Origin of the sequence: Chitinophaga caseinilytica (assembly GCF_038396765.1) — a bacterium.
Classification (GTDB): domain Bacteria; phylum Bacteroidota; class Bacteroidia; order Chitinophagales; family Chitinophagaceae; genus Chitinophaga; species Chitinophaga caseinilytica.
Genome location: NZ_CP150096.1, coordinates 2,167,219 through 2,190,966 on the forward strand (window position 1 = coordinate 2,167,219; position 23,748 = coordinate 2,190,966).

At 56.9% G+C, this 23,748-nt stretch carries 16 protein-coding genes; 7 read left to right on the top strand and 9 right to left on the bottom strand.

The features are described from left to right. The first annotated feature begins 37 nt into the window (after window positions 1-37). Window positions 38-2,257: a beta-glucosidase BglX gene (gene bglX / locus WJU22_RS09185; RefSeq protein WP_341842941.1), complete on the top strand. Its 2,220-nt coding sequence runs from the start codon at window positions 38-40 to the stop codon at window positions 2,255-2,257. Here the strand turns inward: bglX and WJU22_RS09190 are convergent, their stop codons facing one another. The 8 genes from WJU22_RS09190 to WJU22_RS09225 form a co-directional block, all read right to left on the bottom strand. Further along, complete coding sequence (locus WJU22_RS09190) at window positions 2,258-3,322, bottom strand: response regulator (protein ID WP_341842942.1); 1,065 nt, start codon at window positions 3,320-3,322, stop codon at window positions 2,258-2,260. Then, window positions 3,319-4,461, bottom strand: coding sequence for a HAMP domain-containing sensor histidine kinase (locus WJU22_RS09195; protein WP_341842943.1), 1,143 nt, complete (start codon window positions 4,459-4,461; stop codon window positions 3,319-3,321). The genes WJU22_RS09190 and WJU22_RS09195 overlap by 4 nt, the downstream gene beginning before the upstream one ends. Window positions 4,462-4,492: 31 nt before the next feature. Beyond that, entirely contained in the window at window positions 4,493-5,311 is an 819-nt protein-coding gene (locus WJU22_RS09200; RefSeq protein ID WP_341842944.1) for a prolyl oligopeptidase family serine peptidase, read from the bottom strand. Between the two features lie 29 nt (window positions 5,312-5,340). Beyond that, the gene (locus WJU22_RS09205) at window positions 5,341-6,891 is read right to left on the bottom strand and encodes a mechanosensitive ion channel family protein (protein WP_341842945.1); all 1,551 of its coding nucleotides are present in this window, start codon (window positions 6,889-6,891) and stop codon (window positions 5,341-5,343) included. Between the two features lie 41 nt (window positions 6,892-6,932). After that, the gene (locus WJU22_RS09210; RefSeq protein ID WP_341842946.1) at window positions 6,933-8,132 is read right to left on the bottom strand and encodes an erythromycin esterase family protein; all 1,200 of its coding nucleotides are present in this window, start codon (window positions 8,130-8,132) and stop codon (window positions 6,933-6,935) included. Window positions 8,133-8,162: 30 nt separating this feature from the next. After that, window positions 8,163-8,873: a LytTR family DNA-binding domain-containing protein gene (locus WJU22_RS09215; RefSeq protein ID WP_341842947.1), complete on the bottom strand. Its 711-nt coding sequence runs from the start codon at window positions 8,871-8,873 to the stop codon at window positions 8,163-8,165. Next, window positions 8,870-9,934: a sensor histidine kinase gene (locus WJU22_RS09220; RefSeq protein ID WP_341842948.1), complete on the bottom strand. Its 1,065-nt coding sequence runs from the start codon at window positions 9,932-9,934 to the stop codon at window positions 8,870-8,872. Before WJU22_RS09220 ends, WJU22_RS09215 begins: the two co-directional genes overlap by 4 nt. A 147-nt stretch (window positions 9,935-10,081) precedes the next feature. Next, window positions 10,082-12,505 (bottom strand): glycosyl hydrolase family 95 catalytic domain-containing protein, encoded by a 2,424-nt coding sequence (locus tag WJU22_RS09225; RefSeq protein WP_341842949.1) that lies wholly within the window; start codon window positions 12,503-12,505, stop codon window positions 10,082-10,084. A gap of 120 nt (window positions 12,506-12,625) precedes the next feature. Here WJU22_RS09225 and WJU22_RS09230 point away from each other — a divergent pair, with 120 nt between their 5' ends. Beyond that, window positions 12,626-13,147: a hypothetical protein gene (locus WJU22_RS09230; protein WP_341842950.1), complete on the top strand. Its 522-nt coding sequence runs from the start codon at window positions 12,626-12,628 to the stop codon at window positions 13,145-13,147. A 349-nt stretch (window positions 13,148-13,496) separates the two neighbouring features. On the opposite strand, the gene WJU22_RS09235 is transcribed toward WJU22_RS09230, so the two are convergent. Continuing rightward, complete coding sequence (locus WJU22_RS09235; protein ID WP_341842951.1) at window positions 13,497-13,784, bottom strand: HTH domain-containing protein; 288 nt, start codon at window positions 13,782-13,784, stop codon at window positions 13,497-13,499. Window positions 13,785-14,655: 871 nt separating this feature from the next. Between WJU22_RS09235 and WJU22_RS09240 the strand changes: the two genes are divergently transcribed. From WJU22_RS09240 to WJU22_RS09260, 5 genes are all read left to right on the top strand, one after another. After that, a complete protein-coding gene (locus tag WJU22_RS09240; protein ID WP_341842952.1) occupies window positions 14,656-16,029 on the top strand; it encodes an alpha-L-fucosidase in 1,374 nt (457 codons plus the stop codon). Window positions 16,030-16,115: 86 nt separating this feature from the next. Continuing rightward, entirely contained in the window at window positions 16,116-17,582 is a 1,467-nt protein-coding gene (locus tag WJU22_RS09245) for a sulfatase (protein WP_341842953.1), read from the top strand. 209 nt (window positions 17,583-17,791) lie between these two features. Next, window positions 17,792-20,833, top strand: a complete 3,042-nt coding sequence (locus tag WJU22_RS09250; RefSeq protein WP_341842954.1) for a TonB-dependent receptor — start codon at window positions 17,792-17,794, stop codon at window positions 20,831-20,833. A 10-nt stretch (window positions 20,834-20,843) separates the two neighbouring features. Further along, window positions 20,844-22,346: a RagB/SusD family nutrient uptake outer membrane protein gene (locus WJU22_RS09255; protein ID WP_341842955.1), complete on the top strand. Its 1,503-nt coding sequence runs from the start codon at window positions 20,844-20,846 to the stop codon at window positions 22,344-22,346. A 32-nt stretch (window positions 22,347-22,378) separates the two neighbouring features. Further along, a complete protein-coding gene (locus WJU22_RS09260; RefSeq protein ID WP_341842956.1) occupies window positions 22,379-23,674 on the top strand; it encodes a glucoamylase family protein in 1,296 nt (431 codons plus the stop codon). Window positions 23,675-23,748: the final 74 nt, after the last annotated feature.

Below are 23,748 nucleotides of genomic sequence, written 5' to 3' on the forward strand. Positions count from 1 at the left end.
CCGCGGCGTTGATTTAGCATATCAACGCCGCTTTTTTATGAAACCCATCCTCGCCCTTTTCCTGTTGATCGCCAGCGCCGCCCAGGCGCAGCAGCAACGCTTCCTCACCGCGCTCCTGCAACGCATGACGCTCGAGGAAAAGATAGGACAGCTCAACCTTCTCACGAGCGATATGGACGTGACCGGCCCGTTCATGAAGGAAAACTACAAACAGGACATCCTCAGTGGCGCATGTGGCGCCATTTTCAACGCATATACGCCGCAGTATACCCGCATGTTGCAGGACATGGCGATGAAGACCCGCCTCAAAATCCCGCTGCTGTTCGGTTACGACGTTATCCACGGTCATAAGACCATCTTCCCCATTCCCCTTGGCGAAGCCTGCACCTGGGATATGGAACTGATGGAAAAAACGGCGCGCATAGCGGCTGAAGAGGCGAGCGCAGACGGCCTCCACTGGACATACTCGCCCATGGTAGACATTGCCCGGGACCCCCGCTGGGGGCGCGTGGCGGAAGGCGTGGGAGAAGACACCTGGTTCGGCGAACAGGTGGCGAAAGCGAAAGTTCGCGGGTACCAGGGCACCGATCTTTCCGCCCCCAACACCGTACTGGCCTGCGTCAAGCATTTCGCGCTGTACGGCGCTATTGAAGCGGGAAGGGATTATAACACGGTGGATATGAGCCGCCGGCAGATGTACCAGTTTTACCTTCCGCCGTACAAAGCCGCCGTGCGGGCGGGTGCCGCAACGGTGATGACTTCCTTCAACGAGGTAGACGGCATCCCCGCCACCGGCAACCACTGGCTGCTCACCGATCTGCTCCGAAAGGAATGGGGCTTCAAAGGGTTTGTGGTGACGGATTACACGTCTATCAACGAAATGATACCGCACGGCATCGTGAAAAACGAGTACGAAGCCGCGGAACTGGCCCTCAAAGCCGGCGTGGACATGGATATGCAGGGAAGCGTCTATGCCACACAGCTCAAAAAACTGGTCGAAGACAAGAAAGTGCCGGTCAAACTGATCGACGATGCCGTGATGCGCATCCTCGAAGCGAAATACAAGCTCGGTCTTTTCCAGGATCCTTACCGCTACTGCGATACCCAGCGCGCCGCAAAGGTGATCATGAACGGGGAATTCCTGCAGGCCGCGCGGGAAACGGCGCAGAAAAGTATCGTGTTGCTGAAGAACGAAGGGCAGTTGCTGCCGTTGAAATCCAATCAGAAAATAGCGCTCATCGGTCCGCTGGGCGATGCACAACGGGATATGATCGGCAACTGGTCGGCCGCGGGCGATTTTAAAAAGGCGGTGACGCTGCTGCAGGGATTGAAAGCTGCGGGCGTGAACGTTTCCTACGCCCAGGGCTCCGACATTTCAGCGGATGCGCAATTGATGGGAAAATTAGGCTTGCAGCCGGGCGATGCGGACAAGTTGCTGCAGGAAGCATTGGAAACGGCGCGTGCGGCGGATGTGGTAGTGCTGGCGCTGGGAGAATCGCAGGGGATGAGCGGGGAAGCCGCGAGCCGTTCGGATATCGGTATCCCCGACGCGCAGAAACGCCTGATGGAAGCCGTGTTGCAGACCGGGAAACCCTTAGTGCTGGCGCTCTTCAACGGCCGCCCCATGACGCTCGAATGGGAAAACGCCCACATTCCCGCGATCCTCGAAACCTGGTTCGGCGGCTCGCAAGCCGGCAACGCCATCGCGGATGTGCTCCTCGGGAAATTCAATCCATCCGGCAAACTGACCATGACCTTCCCCCGGAACACCGGTCAGATCCCCATCTACTACAACCGTAAAAACACCGGCCGCCCGATGGACGCCAATAATAAATATACGTCAAAATACCTCGACGTTCCCAACGATCCGCTGTTCCCCTTCGGCTTCGGCCTCAGCTACACCACTTTCGCATACGGCCCCGTTTCCCTCAGCGCCAGATCCATGGCCATGAACGGAACGCTCCGCGCCACCGTCACCGTATCCAACACAGGAAATTTCGACGGCTACGAAACCGTGCAGCTGTATCTGCGCGACGTAACCGCCAGCGTCAACCGCCCGTTGCAGGAACTGCGCGGGTTCAAAAAGATTTTTCTGCGGAAAGGGGAGCGGCGGGAAGTGAGTTTCAGCATATCCGTCGATGACCTCAAATTCTACGACCGCGATATGCAATACGTAGCCGAGCCCGGTGAATTCCGGGTACAGATCGGCCCCAACAGCCGGGATGTACAGGAGGTGGCTTTCGACCTGAAACCCTGATCAGTACAGCAGTTTGCGCAGCAGCTCGGGTTGAACGATACGGATGCGCGTGCCCTGCATTTCGATCAGTTTTTCCGATTTGAAATCGCTGAGCGTACGGATGAGCGATTCCGTTGCCGTGCCCACGAACCGCGCGATATCGTCGCGGGAAAGCTCGATGAGCGCGTCGGGCTGCTGTTCCAGGTGGAGCTTGTCGTGAATGGCCAGCAGGCCGTTGGCCACGCGCTTGCGCAGCGAATCGTAGGCGAGCTGCAGCAGGCGGTCTTCCTTTTCCTTTACTTCCTGCGCGATGCGCTTGATGAAGGTGCGCGCCACGCTGATATCGTTCAGCAACTGTTCGAGGAACACTTCTTTCGGGATTTGCACAAGCTCCGTCTGGTCGAGGGCTTCGGCGTTTTCATCGTAGACATGGTCTTCGAGCAGCGGCACATATCCGAAATAATCGCCCTGTCCGAAAAGGTTGGTGATGTATTCTTTCCCGTCGTCGTTGAGGCGGAAGGCTTTCACTTTACCGCTTTTCACGTAGTAAAGGAACTGCGGGTGTTTGCCTTCGCGGTAAACGGGTTGTTTCTTGGCGTAGGGCACCAGTTCGAAGCTGTCCAGATCGAGCTGGAGGAGGCCGGAAGCCTGCCAGTCCTGGAGCATCGTGCCGATAGACTGTGTTCTGGCGGCGGCGAATTTTTCCTGGAGGAACTGTTGCTTTTTGAGGCGTGTTTCGATGGCCGTCAGCAGTTCCACGTCTTCGAACGGTTTGGTGATGTAATCGTCTGCCCCCATTTCCATTCCTTTCCGCCAATCGCTCCGGTCGGTTTTCGCTGTCACGAAGATGAACGGGATGTGCTCGGTTTCGGGGTATTTGCGGAGCATATGCAATACGCCGTAGCCATCGAGCTCGGGCATCATAATATCGCAGATGATGAGGTCGGGCCGGTGTTCGCGGGCCATTTCGACGGCCTGTTTGCCGTTTTCTGCTTCGAGGGCCTTGTACCCTGCGAGCGTGAGGATTTCGGCTACGTTTTCCCGAATGCCGGGATGATCGTCTACTACCAGGATCGTCGCTATCATGTTGATGGAAGGTTTGGGAAATTGATGGAAATGGTGGTGCCCCTGTTCAGTTCGCTTTCCACGCCGATTTCGCCATGGAGCATGTCTACATATCGTTTCACGATGTGCAGGCCGAGGCCGGTGCCCTGGATGTTGGTCACGTTACGGGCGCGGAAGAAGCTGCTGAACAGGTAGGCTTTGTCTTCTTCGGGAATCCCCATGCCCTGGTCTGCCACTTCGGCGAGAATTCGCCCGTTCTCTTCCCGGAGCTTCCATCCGATGGCGGTGCCGGCCGGCGAGAACTTGATGGCGTTGGTGAGGAGGTTCACGAAAATATGTTTGAGCAATCGCTTGTCGGATATCACTTCCAGGTTGGCCTGCACGTCTGGCTGCAGCATCTGTCCGGGTTTGAGGAGGCCCTGCACTTCGTCGGCGGTTTCCAGCGCGAAGGCGGACAGGGAAATTTTTTCGGGATGGACGTGCACTTTCCCTTCTTCGATGCGGCCCAGGGAAAGGGTGTCTTCCAGCAATTCGTTGAGGTGGATGACGGACTCGCGGATTTTGCCCACGTGTTTTTCCCGGCGGGGCTGATCGTCCGTATTGGGATACTTGGCGATCAGTGCGGCGGAGGAAAGGATAGCGCTGAGCGGGGTGCGGAATTCGTGCGAGGCCATAGACACGAACCGGGATTTGATCTCGTTGAGCTCCTTTTCCTTCTCCAGTGCTTCTTTCAGTTCCGCCTGCGAAGAGGCGAGGTGGGACAGGGCGAGCTCGAGGTTGGCGGTCCTTTTTTCCACTTCCTTTTCCAGCGCCTGGTTCAGCTCCTGCATGGTGCGGTACAGCCGTTTCAGGAAAAGCACGAGCAGGGTGGAGCTGATAACGAGGATGAGGGAGAAGAAGTGCTCGATGAACACTTCCGCCAGGTTGGGATTCCTGTGCGGCAGGCAGGCGATCACCACTACCAGCACCGTGCACGCGATGCCCATGAAACGGGTGGGCGCGTCTTTCTTGATGAAGATAGTGAGGAGGATCGCCGTGATGAGCCCCCCGTCGAAGAAGTTGTAGTCTGGCCGCCAAACCAGCAGGCACGCGGTCACCAGCATGATGAAGATGGAGATGACGAGCGTTTGCCGTTGGCCGAAGTGGAACATATTCTGCATTTCGTTATCTGCAAATATAACCAATGCGGCCCTATTGGCAGGCCGACATGACGAAAGTCACTATTTCCGTGGGGTCTTTCAGGCTGTGCGGGTGGTGGCCTACGCCGGGCTTGCGGATCACGCGGATGTTGCCGCCCCGGGCTTTTATTTTCTGCTCGAAAATATCGGTGTTTTCGGCCATGGGCACCACTTCATCTGCCTCGCCGCAAACGTGCAGCATGGGGTATTTCCCGCGGACGATCTCCGCTACCAGGTCTACCGGATTGCCGCGGAAGCGTTTGGCGGCTTTTTCGGACGTATAACCGAAATCGTTGAGGAACGTTTGCCAGGTTTTGGCGTCTCCCGGCCCGGCGCCTTCCCCGAGCGGCCAGGAGCGGATATCCAGCACGGGCGCGTCTGCATAAACGCAGGCTACCCGTTCGGGATAGCGCGCGGCCCAGCGGTACACGTAAAACCCGCCCCGGCTGAACCCGAACATGGCGGCTTTCTGCGCGAAGCCGGCAGACCGGAGTGCTTTATAGAAACGGTCCCAGATGCCCAGGCACTTCTCGTTGGCGAACATTTCCGCCACATCGCAATACACGACATGGAACCCGCGGGTCAGCAAAACACTGTCTGCCTGCGGCTCGTGCCCCCAAAACCGGGCGCGCCAGACCCAGGGCTTCCCCGCCGCAGGCTCCCCGTGCGGCACCACGATCTTCGCGGCGCGCCCTTCGAAACGGCCTTCGTAGCAGGTGAACCCGCAGAAATCGGTGATCTTGTCGAGAAAAGGTAGCGGCCTGGCAAGTTCGTTCTGCGCGGAAACCCGCAGCGCCGTGGTTAAGAGCAGGAATGTAAACAGCTTTTTCATACCCGGTCAAAATACGAAATCCCGCGGCTTTATTCTTTTTTCGGGATGGCCGGCGAATTGCCGTCGCGGTAAGCCTGGTAGGCGGGCGACATGATCTCCTGCCCCGCTTCGTGGAAGGTATCGAGGATGTTTTTATAGAGCTCCGAATAAATGACGGCCATTCGCTCCGGCTCGTGGGTGTAGGCGTTCAGCTGGTAATTGACGTAATAGTCGCTCAGGGCCGTCTGCAGCACGAACGGTTTGGGCTCGGAAAGCAGGCCTTCCGTTTTGGCGGCGGATGCCAGCAGGAGCTTGTGGATGTGCGGCCAGGGGGAATCGTAGCCGATCGTCACTTCCACATGAAGGATCAGCCCCTGTTGCTGCGCGCAGGAAGAGTAATTGATCGTTTGCCCGCCGAGGATCACGGCATTGGGGATCGTCACATCTTCGTTTTTAATGGTGCGGATACGGGTGACGAGCAGGTTTTTTTCGATGACATCGCCCGTCACATCGCCCACCCTGATCCTTTCCCCGATCCTGAATGGCCGCATGTAAGTAATCACGATGCCGGCCACCATATTGCCGATGGCGGAAGAAGAGCCGATCGAGATCAGCAATCCCAGGAATACCGAAACGCCCTGGAACACCCGCGATCCCGAGCCCGGCAGGTATGGATAGATCGCAACGAACATGAAGAGGTACAACAGCACTTTGACGATGTTATAGGTCGGCTGCGCCCAATCCGGGTAAAAACCCCTGATCTGCAAAACCCCTCTTTCGATCTCGCCCGCCATGAATTTGACCAGCTTGATGATGTACCGGGTAAACAGCCAGATCACGAGGATCGTGAGCAGGTTCGGGATGTAGGCGGCTATGTTGCGGAAAATATCCTTCAACGGATCGAGCACGTATGTCAGCAACCGGTCGGCCAGCTTCTCCGTCCAGGGGAAAATGCTGAACAGCACCGGGAGCGCCAGGTAAATGATGATAAGGAATACCGCCAGCCGGATGATGGCCAGCGTTTTGAGCCACAGCCCCCGCACCCGCTCGCCGGAAAGCAGGGTATACGAGCCCGCTACGAAAGGTTTGTAACTGCGGCGGGCATACCGGAGTTTCACGCGCCGGTACAATTTGTTCAGCAGCCAGATCAGCAGTACTAGCCCCGCGATCACAGCGAGCGCCTCCGCAGCGAACAGCAGCACCTGCTTCATGCTCGAGAACGATTGCAGGTCGCCGGTCTTTTCCCGGATCAGTGTCAGGTAATTCCGCGCCAATGTTGGCCTGTCGAGATCGGAAACCGCCGCATCGGCCGAAGTGATGGTCATCACCACCTGCCCTTTGTACAAAATGCGCGATGCCAGCGAGTCTTCCGTCAATATCAGTGAATCCGGCCGGAAGTCGTGCTGGGCATACATCGAGGAAATCCTTCCCCCGATCAGCGCCGCTCTTTCACTGACGCTGATATTATGCGGGGCGGTTTGCAGGAGGAAGAGCGTGTCGCCCCGGAAAAGTACCGGTGCGGAAAGAAGGCTGTCCTGCGCCCCGGCAGCCATTGCGGTGAGGAGGCACAGGACAAGCCCGTAAAATTTCCATCGGTGCATACAAACAGCGTTTGTACGTAATTTAACGAATTGCCGGTAAATCAGAGCGTTGCGGCAGACGATGTTTTTTCCAGGTACACGACCCAGTTGAACCGCTCGCGCAAAGCCACGGGCCACAAGGTGAACTGGTATTCCGACGCAATGGAGCCGATGGTGCGCATCCGGCCGCGGATACCGGATTTATGCAGGGGAAGGATGAACATGGGGATTTTGTAAGCCTGGAGCTGCGCTTCCGCCGATCCCGCGATGGGCGGTACGATGGCGTGGGCGGTATCGGGTTCCACATGATGGTCTGGCAGCGCGCGATAAGTGCCGGATCCCGTCAGCATGGCGATGTTCTGGTACCGCTGGCCGTACACCTTGCGCAAATGTTCGCCCATCGGCCGGAAAGTGAATCCCGAATCGGAATACACGTTGCCGAGATGGGAATTATGCGCCCAGAGCATCATCTTTTCCCCCTTGTATTTCTCCGCGAGCCAGAAAATGTTGTTGGCCATCATGGAATCGCGGGTGTTGAAGGATTGTTCCCAATCGTCTTGCTGCATACGGAATTCATGCGCGGCGGCGAGGATATTGTTCAGGCAAAAGCGCGCGAGCTTCCAGTCGGCTTCCGGGACACCGTTCATGCTGGCGGGCAGCACGCGTTTAAGGCTGTCGCAGATGCGGATGATGGGCTCCATGGCTTTGCTGAACGTGATGCCCGTATCGGCCGTGTAATTCAGCAAAGGGGCGAAACATTGCAGGTCGTATTGGGTGGAAAGCCCCGACAGTTGCTGGTGAAAATAATGCATCTGCTGACAGTCGAATCCCGCGAAGCGGAGTTTTTTGTCGTGATGCAGGTTGTAATCCCGCATCCAGTACACGAGGTCCGACAGTTCCTTCACCTGGTACACTTTGTGGAAATGCTCGCGGATAATGGCGACGGGATTGCCTTCGCCGGTGTCGATGAATTGCTGGATGAGCGCGGCGCCGATCGGACTGTCTTCCATAGCGAACACCGTGAACCCCATTTCTTCGGCGAGGAACCTGAACAGGCGGTGCTTCATCCGGAAAAATTCCCGCGAGCCATGCGTCCCTTCCCCCGCACCGATCACAGTGGCGTGCGACAATTGATTTTTTAGCGGAAGGAGGTCGGCGTAATCCGCCGCCGGATCGGTCGAGGAAAGGGTGATGGGCTTTTGTGCGGAAACGTTCGCGCACAGGCATAGCAATGCCAGTAACGGCAGGTAGATGCGTTTCATGTGATGATATTTAAGATGGGATGATCTGGTTTATATACCGCGTAGTTCGCGGAAAAGGACGGTCTGTCTGCGGCTCAGCGGAACGAGGGAACCATCGCTCATTTCCAGTTGCAGCAATTGCGAAGGCAGCAGGGAAACCGACTGCACGTGCTGCAGGTTCACGATGTGGCGGCGGCTGGCGCGGAAGAAATACTGCGGGTCGAGCCGGGGCTCGAACGATTGCAGGCTGCGGGCCAGCAGGGCCGTGTGCTTCCCGAAACGGAGGCGCACATAGTCGTCGGCCGCTTCCAGCAGCCGGATGTCTGCCAGGGGAATGAACCAGCAACGGTCGCCGTCTTTCACGAATATTTTTTCGTGGATGGGAAGGTAGGCGGTTGCGGGCGCTGCGGGCGAAGCTGGCGGTATGCGCGCGAGGGCTTCCTGTAGCCGTTTTTCGGTGACGGGCTTCAGCAGGTAATCGAGCGCATTGATCTCGAAGGCGCGGATGGCATGGGCGTCGTAAGCCGTAGTGAAGATGACGTGCGGGGCCACATCGAGGTTTTCCAGCAGTTGGAAACCGGTGCCTTCCGGCATTTCGATGTCGAGGAAAAGCAACTGTGGGCGAAGCTCCGCGATGAGCCTTTCCGCCTCCCGGATGTTGGCGGCCTCTCCCGTGATCTCCACTTGCGGAAAGGATTTGAGCACCCCGCGGAGATCGTTGCGGGCGAGCCTTTCGTCGTCTATGATCAATGCCTGGATCATGCTGCGGGTATTTTGACCGTGGCGCGCACGGTATCGTTTTCAAGATTGCAGATGTGGAATTTCGCTTCGCCGCCATAAAGGAGCGCCAGCCGGCGGATGGTACCGTTGATGCCGAACCCCTCATCCGAAGTCGTATTGTCCATCCTGCCCGTATTATCGACCTGGATGATGAAATGCTTTCCCGAACGGATGGCGGATATCCGGATATCCCCGCCGGCGCTGCGTTTGGAGATGCCGTGCTTGATGGCGTTTTCCACGAGGGTTTGCAGTAACATGGGCGGAATTGTCTGCCCGTCTGACCCATCACCGATGTTGAATTCCACCTGCAGGCGCTCTTCGAAACGGATTTTTTCAATGGCGAGGTAATGTTTCACCACTTCCAGTTCCCGGTCGAACCGGATCAGTTGCTGATGTTCAGACAACATGGCGCTGCGCAGCACTTCCGCCAGTTCACCCACGGCACGCTGCGCCCGTTCCGGGTTTTCGGCGATCAGGCTGCGGATGCTGCTGAGGGAATTGAAGAGGAAATGCGGATTGAGGCGCGTTTTCAGGTTGTCCAGCTCAGCCTGCTTCAACCGGTTCTGGCTTTCCAGCTCCTGCCGTTTCACGCGGCCCTGCGCCAGGGCGAAGTAAATCGCCACCCATCCCCACAACAGCAAATGCCATAAAAACACGGCGATGATGAAGATGATGATCATCATCGTGTTGGGCGATAGATCATTGTGTTTCGTGACCGGCCCGATAAACGCTTTCCATCCCCCGGATTCCCATATGGCCATGATCGCGAGGTTCACGACTATCAAAATGGAAGCGCCGAGCACGGCGAGCCACAGCTTGGTAAACACGGCCCCGAAACGCATGCGCTCCATCTTCTGCCAGCGGATGAACACGTCCAGCAAATGGGTGCAGACTACGCCGTTGGCAATGTGGAAATAGAAATCGTAATCGGAGAACACATCGCCCCGGAGGCCGAACCCGTCCATGCGGATGTTGTTCCACAGGTAGGTGAACAGTCCCCAGCCGAGTATTTGTGCGATCCAGTATCGGTAACGAATCTTCATGGGTCAAATCTAGCTGTTGCGGAGCAGGTGTGGAAATCCAATCCGGCAGACGGCTGAAAATGGCGGCGAATGGCGGGAGATGGCCTGTAATAAGACGAGCGCCCCGGTGCCGGGGCGCTCGTTCACTATCATTCGTTCACCGATAATTTATCTAATGGTATATACACCACCTTTTACCGTCGGGAACAAAGCTTGCTTTGCTGCGGCGCCAGATTGGAAGAGTGCTTTCCCCTTCGCGTCGTACACCGATTTGCCCGCCGGTACCACGATGGCGCAGGGCTCACCTTTCAACGAGCGCACTTTTGCGGTGGTGATGGCGCCGTTCTGCCAGTTCATGTCAACCGAAAACCCTCCCCGGGCGCGCATGCCTTTCACGCTGCCCTGTTGCCATCCGGCTTCCGTGGGCAATGCAGGCAGCAGGCGGATAACGGTGCCTTCGCCATGGCTTTGCAGCAGCATTTCCGCGATGCCCGCCGTGCCGCCGAAGTTACCGTCGATCTGGAAGGGCGGGTGAGCGCAGAACAGGTTGGGATATACGCCGCCGCCGCGGGGCTTGGCGGGGTCTACAGGACGAAGCAGCTTTTTGATCAGTTGCAGGGCATGGTCGCCGTCTTGCAGCCGCGCCCAGAAGTTGATCTTCCATGCCAGCGACCATCCGGTGCCGTCATCGCCGCGCTGGCGGAGGGTTTCGCGCATGGCGGCAGCCAGTTCGGGCGTTTGCCAGGGCGTGATTTCGTCGTAGGGGTGCAGCGCATATGCGTGCGAAACGTGGCGGTGATGGGGCTCGCCGTCTTTCCAGTCGTGCAGCCATTCATTGATGTCGCCGTCTTTCCCGATCTGGTTGGGCGCGAGCTGCGCGCGAACGCTGTTCATCTCTTTTCTCCAGGCGGCATCAATTCCCAGGATACGGCCGGATTCGATGGTGGCGCCGAAAATCTCGCGGCAGATCTGCATGTCGATGGCAGGGCCCATAACGGTGTTGCCGCTGGTGCCGTCGGGCATGATGTAGCTATGCTCCGGCGAGTTGGAGGGCGCTGTAACCAGCCACCCATGCTGTGGTTCGCGGATAAGGATGGCGCGCAGGAAGTCGGACGAGCCTTTCAGCACGGGGTAATATTCGCGGAGGAAAGCGGTGTCGCGCGTGAAGCGGAAATGTTCCCAGATATGTTCTGCGAGCCAGGCGCCGCCGGTGAGGGTGGAGCCCCATCCGGCGCCTTCCCCGGGCGATGTAAAGCCCCAGGGGTTCGCGATCACGTGGGCTACCCATCCCGGTGCGTTATAGTAGGCTTTGGCCGTACGTTCCCCTTCTTTGGAAAGCAGGCGGATGTAGCGGTGGAGCGGCTCTGCGAGATCGTCGAGGCCGGTGACCGGCGCCAGCCAATAGTTCATCTGGAGGTTGATATCGATGTGGTAGTCGCCGTTCCAGGGAGTTTGGTACTCCGGCGCCCAAAGGCCCTGCAGGTTGGCGGGGAGATGCCCCGGGCGCGAGGAGCCGATCAGCAGGTAGCGGCCGTAGTTGTAATAGAGAACGGGCAGCTGCGGGTCGGGCTGGCCCTCGTAGTAACGCTTGAGCCTTTCCGGCGTGGTGAGCTGGCCGGTTGCGGAATTGGCGGCCAGGGTAAAGGAGTTGCGGTTGTAATAGGTTTGATGCGCCAGCTGCTGGGCTTTTTGCAGCGCGGCATACGGCTTTTTGGCAGCGGCCAGCCTGCTTTTTACCAACGGCAGGGGATCGGGGCCCTTTTGCCGGAAGTCTTTATCGTTGTAGTCGGTAGCTGCGGTAAAGTAAAGGACCACCGCGTCCGCGTTTTCGATAACGATGCCGTTTGCCGTGGCGATGGATTTGCCGCCGGTTAATTGCGGGGCCAGCATGCCAGCGAATTTCATCCCGGGTTGACCGGCGTTGTTCATGGTGCCTTCCATGATGAGGTTCCCGTTTTCCGCGCGGGTGTTAGCCCTTTCGCGGCGGGAAAGCGCGGCGGTGAGGGAGATGGAGCCCTTTCGATTGGCGGAGATGCGGATGGCCAGGAGGTTGGCGGGCTGGCTCACCCAGGCTTCCTGCGTGTATTCGATGCCGTTACGGCTCCAGGTGGTGCGGGCGGTAGCGGTGGTGAAGTCGAGCGTGCGACGGTAATTTTGATAAGGGGCCAGCGTGTCTTTCCAGTCGAGCGTAAGATCCCCGAAAACCTGGAAGCACCCGAAAGGGACGTTGGCGCCGTTGCCATGGCCGGAGCCCTGGCCGGTGCAGATGAAATACTGCTGGAGGATGTCTTGCGCTTCCTTGTTACGGCCTGCCAGCAGGGCTTCGCGGATGCGGGGGAGCACGCGGTAGGCGGTGTCGTTGTCGGCGTTTTGCGGGCCGCCCGACCAGAGGCTGATTTCGTTGAGCACGAACCGGTCGCGCACGGGGTTGCCGTAAACGAGGGCGCCGAGGGTGCCGTTGCCGATGGGCAGGGCTTCTTCGTAATGGGAGGCGGGCTTATCAAAATAGAGCGTGTGATCGGGCCGCTGCTGTGCGGATGCTGCAACGGTAGCAACGGCCATCATGGCTGAGAGTAGAACGTGGTGATGCATAATGATTAAAAATAGCCGGAATCGGCATAAAAAACGAGTAGGTGCGAAACGAGCGTTGGGAAAAGGTAAAATGCCATCAATGCGGAGAATGCCGGCTTCTTCGTAAATTACCGGATGCGCGTGTTTTTACCATTGTTGTGGGCGCTGGCCGGATGCGGAGCGTTCTCCGGACCGAAGCAGCCCCTGGCTACGTCTTACGTTCCGATCGACGATTACCGCTATTTCCCGCCCTGTGGCAGCCCGGCTTATTCGGATACGCTGGGCGGCGGGGAGTTCAATGTGTATGTGCTGCAAGACAGTGCGGAGGTGAACAATTGCCTGGCGCCGGCGCACCGGCCGCGGACGGAAGGGTTTCCCATGCGGTACGGGAAGGATTTCGTGCTGGCGGTGGAGATGAAGGGCATGCCGGAATGGGCGATGGGGCTGGAGCTGTCGGAATCGGAGGATATGCTGGAATTGAAGCTGCGGCCTGTGAAGAAAGGGGATGGGGGCGCGAGGGACCAGTACCTGTGGCACTTTGCGGCCGATAAGAAAGCCGTGCTGCGGCTGAGCGGGAGCAATGGACGATTCTCCTACGCGAAAGGGCCAGCCTGGAAACCAGGTTCGGAGTGGCATGAAAACGGACAGGTATGGGGAAAATGACGGCGGATTGGGTTAAGGGGCAGGTGACTGAAAAGAAACCTGCATCGTCTTAGCATCTAAAATAGATCGTTTCGATCTTAACCGCGTTATAAATAAATCGATGTATCACAGGGCCGGCGCGGGCGTATTAAAAATTGCAGGCCGGTAACTGGACAGAAACCCGCTCGTGCAATTAGTGATGGGGCTCGCACCTGCTGGATGTAAAAAATTCGGATGTCAGACGGAGGTAGTCAAAACGGCAAAAGCTATTCTGATGCCGATTTGTGATTACGACAACAAAATAGCTTTAAGCCGGGCTTGCGCCTGTTAATATTTTGTTAACCGGCGCCTTGGAAATAAAAAATTAATGCTAACTCGTTTGCGTATAGCAGAGCAGCAGGAAGGGGACGGCGGAGGTAAGCCCCGCAAGCAGTTTGGTGAACTTGATATTGAATCCACCTTTTTCCCCGTAATAATAGCTTTCCTTGTATCTATCGTACTCGATAGGGGCTCCCAGGTCTTTCATGAGCTTGAGGAACTCGTACAAGGTCCTTTCCGAGATCCGCAGGCGTTTGGCCAGCTGGGCGGGCTTTCCGGTGCCTTTGATACGGATCAGGTAATCGATGGTCTGTAGTCTTTCGAAATAACGCTTTGGCATGGATCAACAGGGGGTTTAATAGCTAAATTGTAAATGTTGTTAACGAATGTGTCCTGGACGGAATGGAGCTTCACTGTGTCTGTGTCTTTTTGTCTTTTAAAAAATTTACATCATTCGCGGGATATTTGTTTTAACGGTTAACGAATACAGTACTGCTTTGCTTTGATAGGATTCAATCCGAAATTACGCCGCAGGCCTGCATTATTACCGCACCAGCTAAACTATTTGAAAAGGCAACCTCTTTGGTGAGGTTGCCTTCAGATTGGTTAACTTGGAGCTTGAATCATGCATCAATATTACGTTACAGCCGTTTTTACGCGTGTTAACGCCATGTTATAAAAATGTCATATTTTGATTTTTATTAACAAATGGAAAGGGTAGCTTTTGGGTAGCCTGCCCGCTGCTCCGCGCCCGCATCCCTGCCATCGGCCGGCAGCCGCCCGGCACCAGAATTTCCCTGCGCTACGGCCCGCACTTCCGCGCGCCCCGTTTTCTTAAAACCCGCCGCAGTAGCACCTTCCACAAAAGAAAAACCGCCAGCGATGACGAAGCTGACGGCTATTTTGCTTAAGGTAAACCAGAGGCCCGGAGGCACAAATCGTACACTTTTATCTAACAGAAAGTGAATATTTTCAGCAATGTTACTGTCGATTCGATTGTGTGATTGTTAATCAGATGTTAATAATAAGTTGTTTAACAAATTGCAGGACTTTCACCCAACACCGCCCCGGTTGAACACGGGAGTCAAACCGGCAAAGAATCCCCCCAATTTTCCACCCACTTCAAATCCTCCCAATCAATGACAAAAAACTACCATCCCCCGCAATTCACACAAACTATCTTGCCAATTCATTCAAAATCAGCCGTTACCATGAAACGATCCATCGTCCTCACCGTCCTCGTCGCCGCCCTGCACCTTTGCGCGTCTGCCCAGGAAAAACGCCTCTTCGCCGAAACACCGGCGCAAAAGGAGAAACGCCTCGCCTGGTGGACCAACGACCGCTTCGGCATGTTCATCCATTGGGGCCTTTACGCCCTCCCCGCCCGCCACGAATGGGTACAGAACCGCGAACAGATCACCGACTCCGCCTACCGGAAATATTTCGACCTCTTCAATCCGGACCTCTACAACCCCCGCGAATGGGCCCGCAAAGCCAAAGCCGCCGGCATGAAATACGCCGTCATCACCACCAAACACCACGAAGGGTTCTGCCTCTTCGATTCTAAATACACCGATTACACCGCCGTTAAATCGCCCGCCAAACGCGACCTCCTCCGCGAATGGGTAGACGCTTTCCGCGCCGAAGGCCTTAAGATCGGGTTTTATTATTCCCTCATCGACTGGCACCATCCCGATTTCACCATCGACGGCACACATCCCAACCGCCCGCAAAACGACGCCGATTACGAAGCCCTCAACAAGGGCCGCGATATGTCCAAATACCGCACCTACCTGCAAAACCAGGTGCGCGAACTGCTCTCGAATTACGGAAAGGTCGACATCCTCTGGCTCGATTTCTCCTACCCCGGCAAACGCGGGAAAGGCCGTGAAGACTGGGGCTCGGAAGATCTCATCAAACTGGTGCGTAAACTCCAGCCGGACATCATCGTCAACGACCGCCTCGATCTCAAGGAATATGCCGACGGCGGCGATTTCGTGACGCCCGAACAGTTCAAAGTAGCCGCATGGCCCACGCACAACGGCCAGCGCGTGCCCTGGGAAACCTGCCAGACCTTCTCCGGATCGTGGGGTTATTACCGCGATGAAAACACCTGGAAAGACAACAAGCAACTCCTCGGCCTGCTCATCGAAACCGTGAGCAAAGGCGGTAACCTCCTCCTGAATGTAGGCCCTACCGCCCGCGGCAAGTTCGATGCGCGCGCAGACAAGGCGCTGGATGGAATGGGGCAGTGGATGGAACTGAACAGCCGGTCGATTTACGGTTGCACCCAGGCGCCCGATAACTTCAAAAAGCCTGAAAACACGCTGCTGACGTATAATCCAACGACTAAGCGCCTTTACGTTCACCTCCTCGATTACCCGCTGCAAAACTTCACACTGCCGGGTTATAAAGGGAAGATCAAATACGCGCAATTCCTGCACGACGGCTCCGAGATCCGTTTCAGCGCGCCGGCCGGCCACTGGATCAAGAATGAAGTGGGGGCAGACGATCTGAACCTTAGTCTTCCCGTCATTAAACCCGGTGTGGAAATTCCTGTAATTGAACTGATACTGGCCGACTGATAAATCGTATTTTGCCAATAAGTCGGAACGCCGCGTTGGTACTCCCGCGCGGCGTTCCTTTTTCCGAAAAACGAAAATCATCACACATGCTGAAGAAAATTGCCGGTGGCCTTTTGCTGGCCACGGCAGGGCTTGGGATCGCGAGCTTCGTTCCGGCGGAGCCGCAACCGCCTGCCAAACCGAACGTCATCATCATTTTCATGGATGATATGGGATATGGGGACCCTTCGTGCTATGGCGGCGGCCCGTACACCACGCCCAACCTCGACCGGATGGCCGCCAGGGGCATGCGCTTCACCCATTTCTACGCCGCCCAGGCCGTGTGCTCCGCGTCGCGGGCGGGCCTGCTCACGGGCTGCTATCCCAACCGCATCGGCATCCACAATGCGCTGAACCCCGACGCAAAAATCGCCCTGAACGGAGAAGAGGAAACCATCGCCGAAATATTGAAAGACAAAGGTTACGCCACCGGCATGGTCGGCAAATGGCACCTCGGTGCCAAAGTGCCCTTCCTGCCCCTCCAGCACGGCTTCAACGAATACCTCGGCCTGCCGTACTCCAACGATATGTGGCCCGTTCATTACGACGGGAAACCTTATCCCGACACCGCCAAAACCTGGCGCGCCCGGTACCCGCCGCTGCCCCTCATCGAAGGGAATGAAACCCGCCGCATCATCCGCAACCTGGAAGACCAGTCTGAATTGACCGGTATTTACACCGATCGCGCGTGCGAATTCATCCGCAAACACAAAAAAGAGCCCTTCTTCCTCTACATGGCCCACAGCATGCCGCATGTGCCCATCGCCGTATCGAAAGCCTTCCGCGGGAAAAGCGGCGCCGGCCTCTTCGGCGACCTCATGACCGAGCTCGACGCATCCATCGGCAAAGTTTTACAGACACTGGAAGAAAACGGTCTCGATAAGAATACGCTCGTCGTCTTCACCAGCGACAACGGCCCATGGCTGAACTACGGCAACCACGCCGGCAACACCGCCGGCCTCCGCGAAGGCAAAGGCACCAGCTGGGAAGGCGGCCAGCGCGTGCCCTGCATCATGCAATGGCCCGGTAAAATTCCCGCAGGCACCGTGTGCAATAAAGTAGCCGCGGCGATCGACATCCTCCCCACCGTAGCCGCCGTTTGCGGCGCAGATCTGCCGAAAAAGAAGATCGACGGCCTCAGCATCCTCCCGCTCCTGAAAAACGAACCGGGCGCAAATCCGCGTGAATATTTCGTGTATTACTACAACGTCAATAACCTGGAAGCCGTGCGCAAAGGCAATTACAAGCTCGTTTTCCCGCACAGGGGCCGCACCTACCGCCTCAATACGCCCGGGTACGACGGCTTTCCCGGTGCACAGCCGGATGTGGACATCGCCGGCGGATTGTACGACCTGAGCATCGACCCCGGTGAAACCACCGATGTGAGCAAGGTTTTCCCCGACGTCGTAAAAGACCTCGAATCCATTGCTGATAACTACCGCCAAACCCTCGGCGACGAACTCCGCAAAATGCCCGGAACGGAACGCAGGCCGGCGGCACGCGTGCAACCATAACGAATTTCAAACAACTTTGTGATGCCCTCCCGGACTGTGGTACCGGGAGGGCTTTTTGTTGCCGGAATGCGTGAAACGGCCAACAGCACTGAACTTTCACTTCCAGTCAATTGTAATTTATATGCATCCTTATTTCTCCCTGTACAGCCCTGTTTAGCCCTCTTCCTGCTGTATCACCCATTTTTCTGACATTCAAAACACGTTGATGTATGAAACCAGGCTTACACATGTTTGTGGCAGTGCTGTTGTTGCTTTCCACGGCCGGCCTTGCCGGTCCGCCGGCAGACCCTGTGAAGGGGACGGTGCGCGACAAAGACGGCAACCCCCTGCCCGGGGTCACCATACAGATCAAAGGCACCAGCCAGGGCACGGTTACGCAGCCAGACGGCACCTACACCCTCAATGTCACCGATCCGGCATCCGTACTGGTATTCAGTTATATCGGGTACACACCACAGGAAATCCCGCTCGGCGGGCGCGCGGTGATAGACGTGGTGCTGGAAGCGTCTGCCAGTGAATTGAACCAGGTAGTAGTAGTCGGATACGGCACCCGCCGCAAGCGCGACCTCACCGGTTCGGTAGGCAGCCTCAGCGGCGAGGCCATCGCCGCGCAACCCGTCAACACCGCCACACAAGGCGTTCAGGGCAAACTGGCGGGCGTGCAGATCGTCAGCTCCGGCGCCCCAGGCTCGCAGCCCCAGGTGCGCGTACGCGGTACGGGCAGCATGCTCGCGGGCGCGGAACCGCTGTATGTAGTGGATGGCGTACTCACGAACGATATCCGTAATATCAACACGGCAGACATCCTCACGATGGACGTGCTCAAAGACGCGTCTGCCTCCGCGATCTATGGTGTGCGCGCCGCAAACGGCGTCATCATCATCACCACCAAGCGCGGCCGCGCAGGCAAGATGGAAGTGAGTTATAATATGACGGTGGGCTGGCGCGAAGTATCCAACCCCGTGAAAATGGCCAATGCGTCGCAATACGCGGATTATCTGAAAGACGCGGGCCCCAATGTCACCATTCCCGATTACAATGCAGACAGCGACTGGTACGGTGCGCTCCTGCGCAAAGGGCTCCAGCAAACGCATAACGTTTCGCTTTCCGGCGGCACGGAAAAATTCCTCTATTATTTCAACGCCGGCTATCTCACGGATGAAGGCATCGTCCGCCAAAACAAATACGACCGCTTCACCATCCGTTCCAACAACGAATGGAACATCGCCAGCAACCTGAAATTCGTGATGCAGGCGTCGTACATGCACAACACCACGCAAAACGTCAACCTCGCCGAAGTCTATAACAACACCTACCGCGCCGCGCCTGTGATCCCTATTCAGCGCGACGGTAAATACGGCAATACTTCCGCTTTCCAGAACGTGGGCAATCCCATCCTTTCCATCGACAAGGTCAACGACCGGTACAAGGAAAACCGCCTGCAGGGAACGGGGTACCTGGAATACAGTCCATGGGAATTCCTGAAGCTCCGCTCTTCCATCAGCGCCAACCAGGGCTTCCAGAACCGGCGGCGCTACAACGCGGCGTTCCTCAACAACGAATCCACGTTCCTCGTGGCCGGTGGCAACCAGCAACGCCCGGAAAGCCAGCTCACGATGGTGAAGGAAGAAGGCACGGAATGGATTTGGGATAACACGGTCACGTTCCAGAAAAAGTTCGACCGGCACGATCTTACCGTGCTGGCCGGTTTTACGTCGCAGGAATATGAAGGAAATTACCTCGAAGGTTTGCGCAGGAACGTGCCGAACAGCCCGGATATGTGGTACCTCATCGCCGGCGATCCGAACACTTCCACCAACACCGCCGACGGCGATAAATACGCCCGCCGGTCGTGGCTCGGGCGTGTCAATTACAGTTATGCGGACAAATACCTGTTGACGGTTTCGTTCCGTAACGATGCTTCGTCGCGCTTCCCCTCCGCCAACCGAAACGGTTATTTTCCGGCGGTAGGCGCGGGATGGGTGATTTCGGAGGAAGACTGGATGCCGAAAGGCGGCGCGCTGAGTTTCCTGAAGCTCCGCGGCAGCTGGGGGCGCATCGGAAACGACAACATCGCGTCTAACCTCTACATTCTCACCGCCAATTCCGGCCTGCTGTATTTCTTTAACGGGGCTGCCACGCTGGGCACCAATCTCGCCGATATCAAAGACCGCAACCTGAAGTGGGAGACCACGGAAGAATACGACTTCGGACTGGAGTTCGCGTTCCTCGACAGCCGGCTCACGGGCGAAGTCAACTATTATAACAAGAAGACCAAAGACGCGCTCGTGACCGTAAAAATCCCCGGCCTGCTGGGCGATCCCGACAACGAATACACCACCAACGCCGGCTCCTTCGTGAACCGTGGCTGGGAATTCACGCTGGGATGGAAAGATAATATCACGGAAGATTTCAGCTACAACATCGGCGGCAACCTCACGCTCAACCATAACGAAGTGACCGGTCTCAACCAGGGCCAGCCGCTGTTCCGCGGCGGCGTGGGGCAACAGGGCAATATCACCAAAACGGATAACGGCCAGGCGATCGGCAGCTTTTTTGTGCTGGACGCGATGGGCGTTTTCCCCGATCAGGCCGCCATCGACGCATATGTCGATAAGAACGGACAGAAGATTCAGCCCAATGCGCAGCCCGGTGATCTGCAATACCGCGATGTGGACGGCAATGGTAGCATCAACGACCTGGACCGCATCTACGCCGGTTCCTATCAGCCGAAACTGTATTACGGCATCAATGCAGGATTGAAATATAAAGGATTCGATGTCGGGCTCGATTTCTACGGCAACTCCGGCAACAAAATCTACAACGGCAAAAAAGCGTTCCGGTACGAAGTGACCGACAACGTGGAAGCGAAGTACGCCGACCGCCGGTGGACCGCCAGCCGCCCGTCTACAACCGATCCCCGCGTGCTGTACGGCAACACGCCCGCATCCACTTACTTCGTGGAATCGGGGAATTTCTTCCGGCTGAACAACGTGACGCTCGGGTACGAATTACCGAAAAGCCTGCTCGATAATATCAAGATCGAAAGGATCCGCATATACCTCACCTCGCAGAATCTTTTCACCGTCAAACGCTTCTCCGGATTCAGCCCGGAAATGATTTCCAGCAATCCGAAGCAAGACGGCTTCCTCAGCCTGCAAAACAGCAGCAGTCCACTGGAAGCCGGTATCGAGCTCAGTCCGTACCCTACCACGCGCACCTTTGCGCTGGGCCTGAACATCACCTTCTAAAAACGGCGACATGAAAAAACTCATCTATATTCCCATTGTGCTGACCGGCTGCTGGATCCTCTACACTGCGTGCGGAAAGAGTTTCCTCGACATCCCGCCACAGGGCAGGGTTACGGAGGAAGAGATCCGCTCCAATCCCACCGCCGCGGTAGACCTCGTGAACGGCGTGTATAACGTGATGTGGCTCGGAGGATTCGGGCCAGACATCCACGGCCTGCAATTCATCACCCTCACGAGCATTTCCAGCGACGACGCCGATAAAGGCAGCACCCCGCAGGATTACGAGCCTGCGCTCCAGATCGATAATTTCACTTTCACGCCCACCAATCCCATCATCCAAAACTATTGGACCGGGCTCTACCAGGGCATCGCCAGGTGCAACCAGGCGCTGGACAAGCTGCCGCTGAGCCCGCTGCCCGACGCCGATAAAAACCGGCTCATCGGCGAAGTGCGGTTTTTGCGCGGATATTTCTACTTCAACCTCGTGCGCACTTATGGCGGCGTTCCCAAGCTCGACCGCGTGCCTACGCCCGACGAAGCGAATTCCGACCAGTTCCAGACGCGCGCATCCGCCGAAGAAATTTATCAGCTGGTCATCGGCGATCTCCAGTTTGCCGTGGATAACGTGCCGGTGAAGGGCGCCACGCAGGTAGGGCGCGTCACGAAAGGCGCGGCGCAAATGATGCTCGGGAAAGTGTACCTCTACCGGAAAGACTGGCAGAAGGCGTTCACATTGTCACAGGCGGTGGTCAATTCCGGGCTGTACGATACGTTGTCGAATTATGCGGATATCTGGCGGGCGAAAGGCGCCAATTCCATCGAATCCATCTTCGAAGTGCAGACGGGCCTCAATGCCGCGTGCAACGCCGCCATCGAGCTGTATGCCAACTCCCAGGGCATCCGCGCGCGGAAGGGATGGACGGATTTCGGGTTCGGGTTCAACAACCCCACGGCCGATCTGGCTGCCGCGTATGAGCCGGGAGATAAGCGCAAAGACGCGACCATCATCACCATCGGCGCCAACGGCACCGTGCTGTGGGACGGGTTCCGGGTGCCCAGCCGCGATTCCGTGGAAAACGACCGCTACAGTTACAAGGCGTATCACAGCCGCACGCAGGAACCTTATTGCGGAAGTCCTGACCGTACGCCGAAAAACCTACGGGTATTGCGTTACGGCGAATTGCTCCTGCAATATGCCGAAGCGGCGAACGAACTGGGGAACGGGGCGGAAGCGCTCGCCAAATTGAATATCGTCCGCAAAAGGGCCGGGCTTCCGCCGGCAACGAACGGGGGACAGGCAGACCTGCGGCAGAAAATCTGGAAAGAACGGAGAGTGGAGCTGGCGATGGAGCACGACCGGTTCTGGGATTTGGTGCGGACCGGCCGCGCAGGGCAGGTGTTGCGGGCCCACGGGAAAGTGTTCCAGGATAACAAGAACGAACTCTTTCCCATTCCGCAGGAACAGATCGTGCTTTCCGGCAACCGGTTGACGCAGAATCCGGGTTATAATTGATGTAATACACAGGTTATGAAGATGAATATCCGATGTGTTTTGATAGTTTTTGCGGCGATGTTCGCGCCCCTGGCGATGAGCGCGCAGCAAAAGAAAAAATCCCCCGGCAGCAGCTGGGGGATACTGCTTTGGTGACGCTCGTGCAGCAGCGCACGTTCAATTACTTCTGGAAATTCGCGCATCCCGTATCCGGTCTCGCGCCCGAGCGCACCACCACGCCCGATACCGTGACCATCGGTGGCTCGGGGTTCGGGGTGATGGCGATTCTGGTGGGGATCGAGCGGAAATTCATCACACGGGATGAAGGGCTGGACAGAATGCTCAAAATCGTCAACTTCCTCCTGAAAGCCGATCATTATCACGGGATATGGCCGCACTGGATGCATGGGGCCACGGGCAAAACGGTGCCTTTTTCCCGCCGCGACGATGGCGGCGATCTGGTGGAATCGGCCTTCATGTGGCAGGGCCTGTTGTGCGTTCGCCAATATTTCGACCGCGATGTTCCCAAAGAGCGCGAGCTGCGCGACAAGATCGGCTGGATGTGGAGCGAAGCCGAGTGGAGCTGGTACACGCAGGGCGGGCAGGATGTGCTGTACTGGCATTGGTCGCCCAACCAGGGATGGGCCATGAACCACGCGGTGCGCGGCTATAACGAATGCCTGATCGCTTATGTGCTGGCGGCTTCTTCGCCCACGTACCCTGTTTCGCCGCGGGTGTACCACCAGGGTTGGGCGGTCAACAATTATTTCCTGAACGGACGGCAATATTACGGGATCACTTTGCCGCTGGGGTTTCCGTACGGCGGGCCGCTCTTCTTCGCACATTATTCATTTCTCGGCCTCGATCCGCGCGGCTTGAAAGATCAATATGCGGATTACTGGGAACAGAATAAAGCGCATACGCTCATCAACCGGCAATATTGCATCGACAATCCAAAGCAATTCAAAGGCTACGGGCCGGATTGCTGGGGCCTTACCGCGAGCGACAACCATGAGTTTTACAACGCGCACAGCCCTACGAACGATCTCGGTGTGATCACGCCTACGGCGGCGTTATCCTCGTTTCCCTACACACCGGAATATTCCATGCAGGCCATGCGTTACTTCTACGACAAGCTGGGCGACCGGCTTTGGGGCGAATACGGGTTTTACGATGCCTTCAACGAAACGGTAAACTGGTTTGACTATCAGTATCTCGCGATCGACCAGGGCCCGATCGTGGTGATGATCGAAAACTACCGGAGCGGGCTGCTGTGGCGGCTTTTCATGAGTTGTCCGGAAGTTAAAACGGGGTTGAGGCGATTGGGGTTCAGTAGTCCGTCGTTATGAATGTGAATCCAGTATCAGTATCCGTTAAAAAAATGCTTTGTTGTATGCAACCGATTGCATAATTTCGGGATACG

Excerpts from the sequence above, each read along its gene's own strand:
- WJU22_RS09205 (WP_341842945.1), bottom strand. The coding sequence starts at position 6,891 with ATGCACCGATGGAAATTTTACGGGCTTGTCCTGTGCCTCCTCACCGCA.
- WJU22_RS09190 (WP_341842942.1), bottom strand. The coding sequence starts at position 3,322 with ATGATAGCGACGATCCTGGTAGTAGACGATCATCCCGGCATTCGGGAA.
- WJU22_RS09245 (WP_341842953.1), top strand. The coding sequence starts at position 16,116 with ATGCTGAAGAAAATTGCCGGTGGCCTTTTGCTGGCCACGGCAGGGCTT.
- WJU22_RS09235 (WP_341842951.1), bottom strand. The coding sequence starts at position 13,784 with ATGCCAAAGCGTTATTTCGAAAGACTACAGACCATCGATTACCTGATC.
- bglX (WP_341842941.1), top strand. The coding sequence starts at position 38 with ATGAAACCCATCCTCGCCCTTTTCCTGTTGATCGCCAGCGCCGCCCAG.
- WJU22_RS09240 (WP_341842952.1), top strand. The coding sequence starts at position 14,656 with ATGAAACGATCCATCGTCCTCACCGTCCTCGTCGCCGCCCTGCACCTT.
- WJU22_RS09215 (WP_341842947.1), bottom strand. The coding sequence starts at position 8,873 with ATGATCCAGGCATTGATCATAGACGACGAAAGGCTCGCCCGCAACGAT.
- WJU22_RS09255 (WP_341842955.1), top strand. The coding sequence starts at position 20,844 with ATGAAAAAACTCATCTATATTCCCATTGTGCTGACCGGCTGCTGGATC.
- WJU22_RS09200 (WP_341842944.1), bottom strand. The coding sequence starts at position 5,311 with ATGAAAAAGCTGTTTACATTCCTGCTCTTAACCACGGCGCTGCGGGTT.
- WJU22_RS09225 (WP_341842949.1), bottom strand. The coding sequence starts at position 12,505 with ATGCATCACCACGTTCTACTCTCAGCCATGATGGCCGTTGCTACCGTT.
- WJU22_RS09250 (WP_341842954.1), top strand. The coding sequence starts at position 17,792 with ATGAAACCAGGCTTACACATGTTTGTGGCAGTGCTGTTGTTGCTTTCC.
- WJU22_RS09220 (WP_341842948.1), bottom strand. The coding sequence starts at position 9,934 with ATGAAGATTCGTTACCGATACTGGATCGCACAAATACTCGGCTGGGGA.
- WJU22_RS09210 (WP_341842946.1), bottom strand. The coding sequence starts at position 8,132 with ATGAAACGCATCTACCTGCCGTTACTGGCATTGCTATGCCTGTGCGCG.
- WJU22_RS09260 (WP_341842956.1), top strand. The coding sequence starts at position 22,379 with ATGTGTTTTGATAGTTTTTGCGGCGATGTTCGCGCCCCTGGCGATGAG.
- WJU22_RS09195 (WP_341842943.1), bottom strand. The coding sequence starts at position 4,461 with ATGCAGAATATGTTCCACTTCGGCCAACGGCAAACGCTCGTCATCTCC.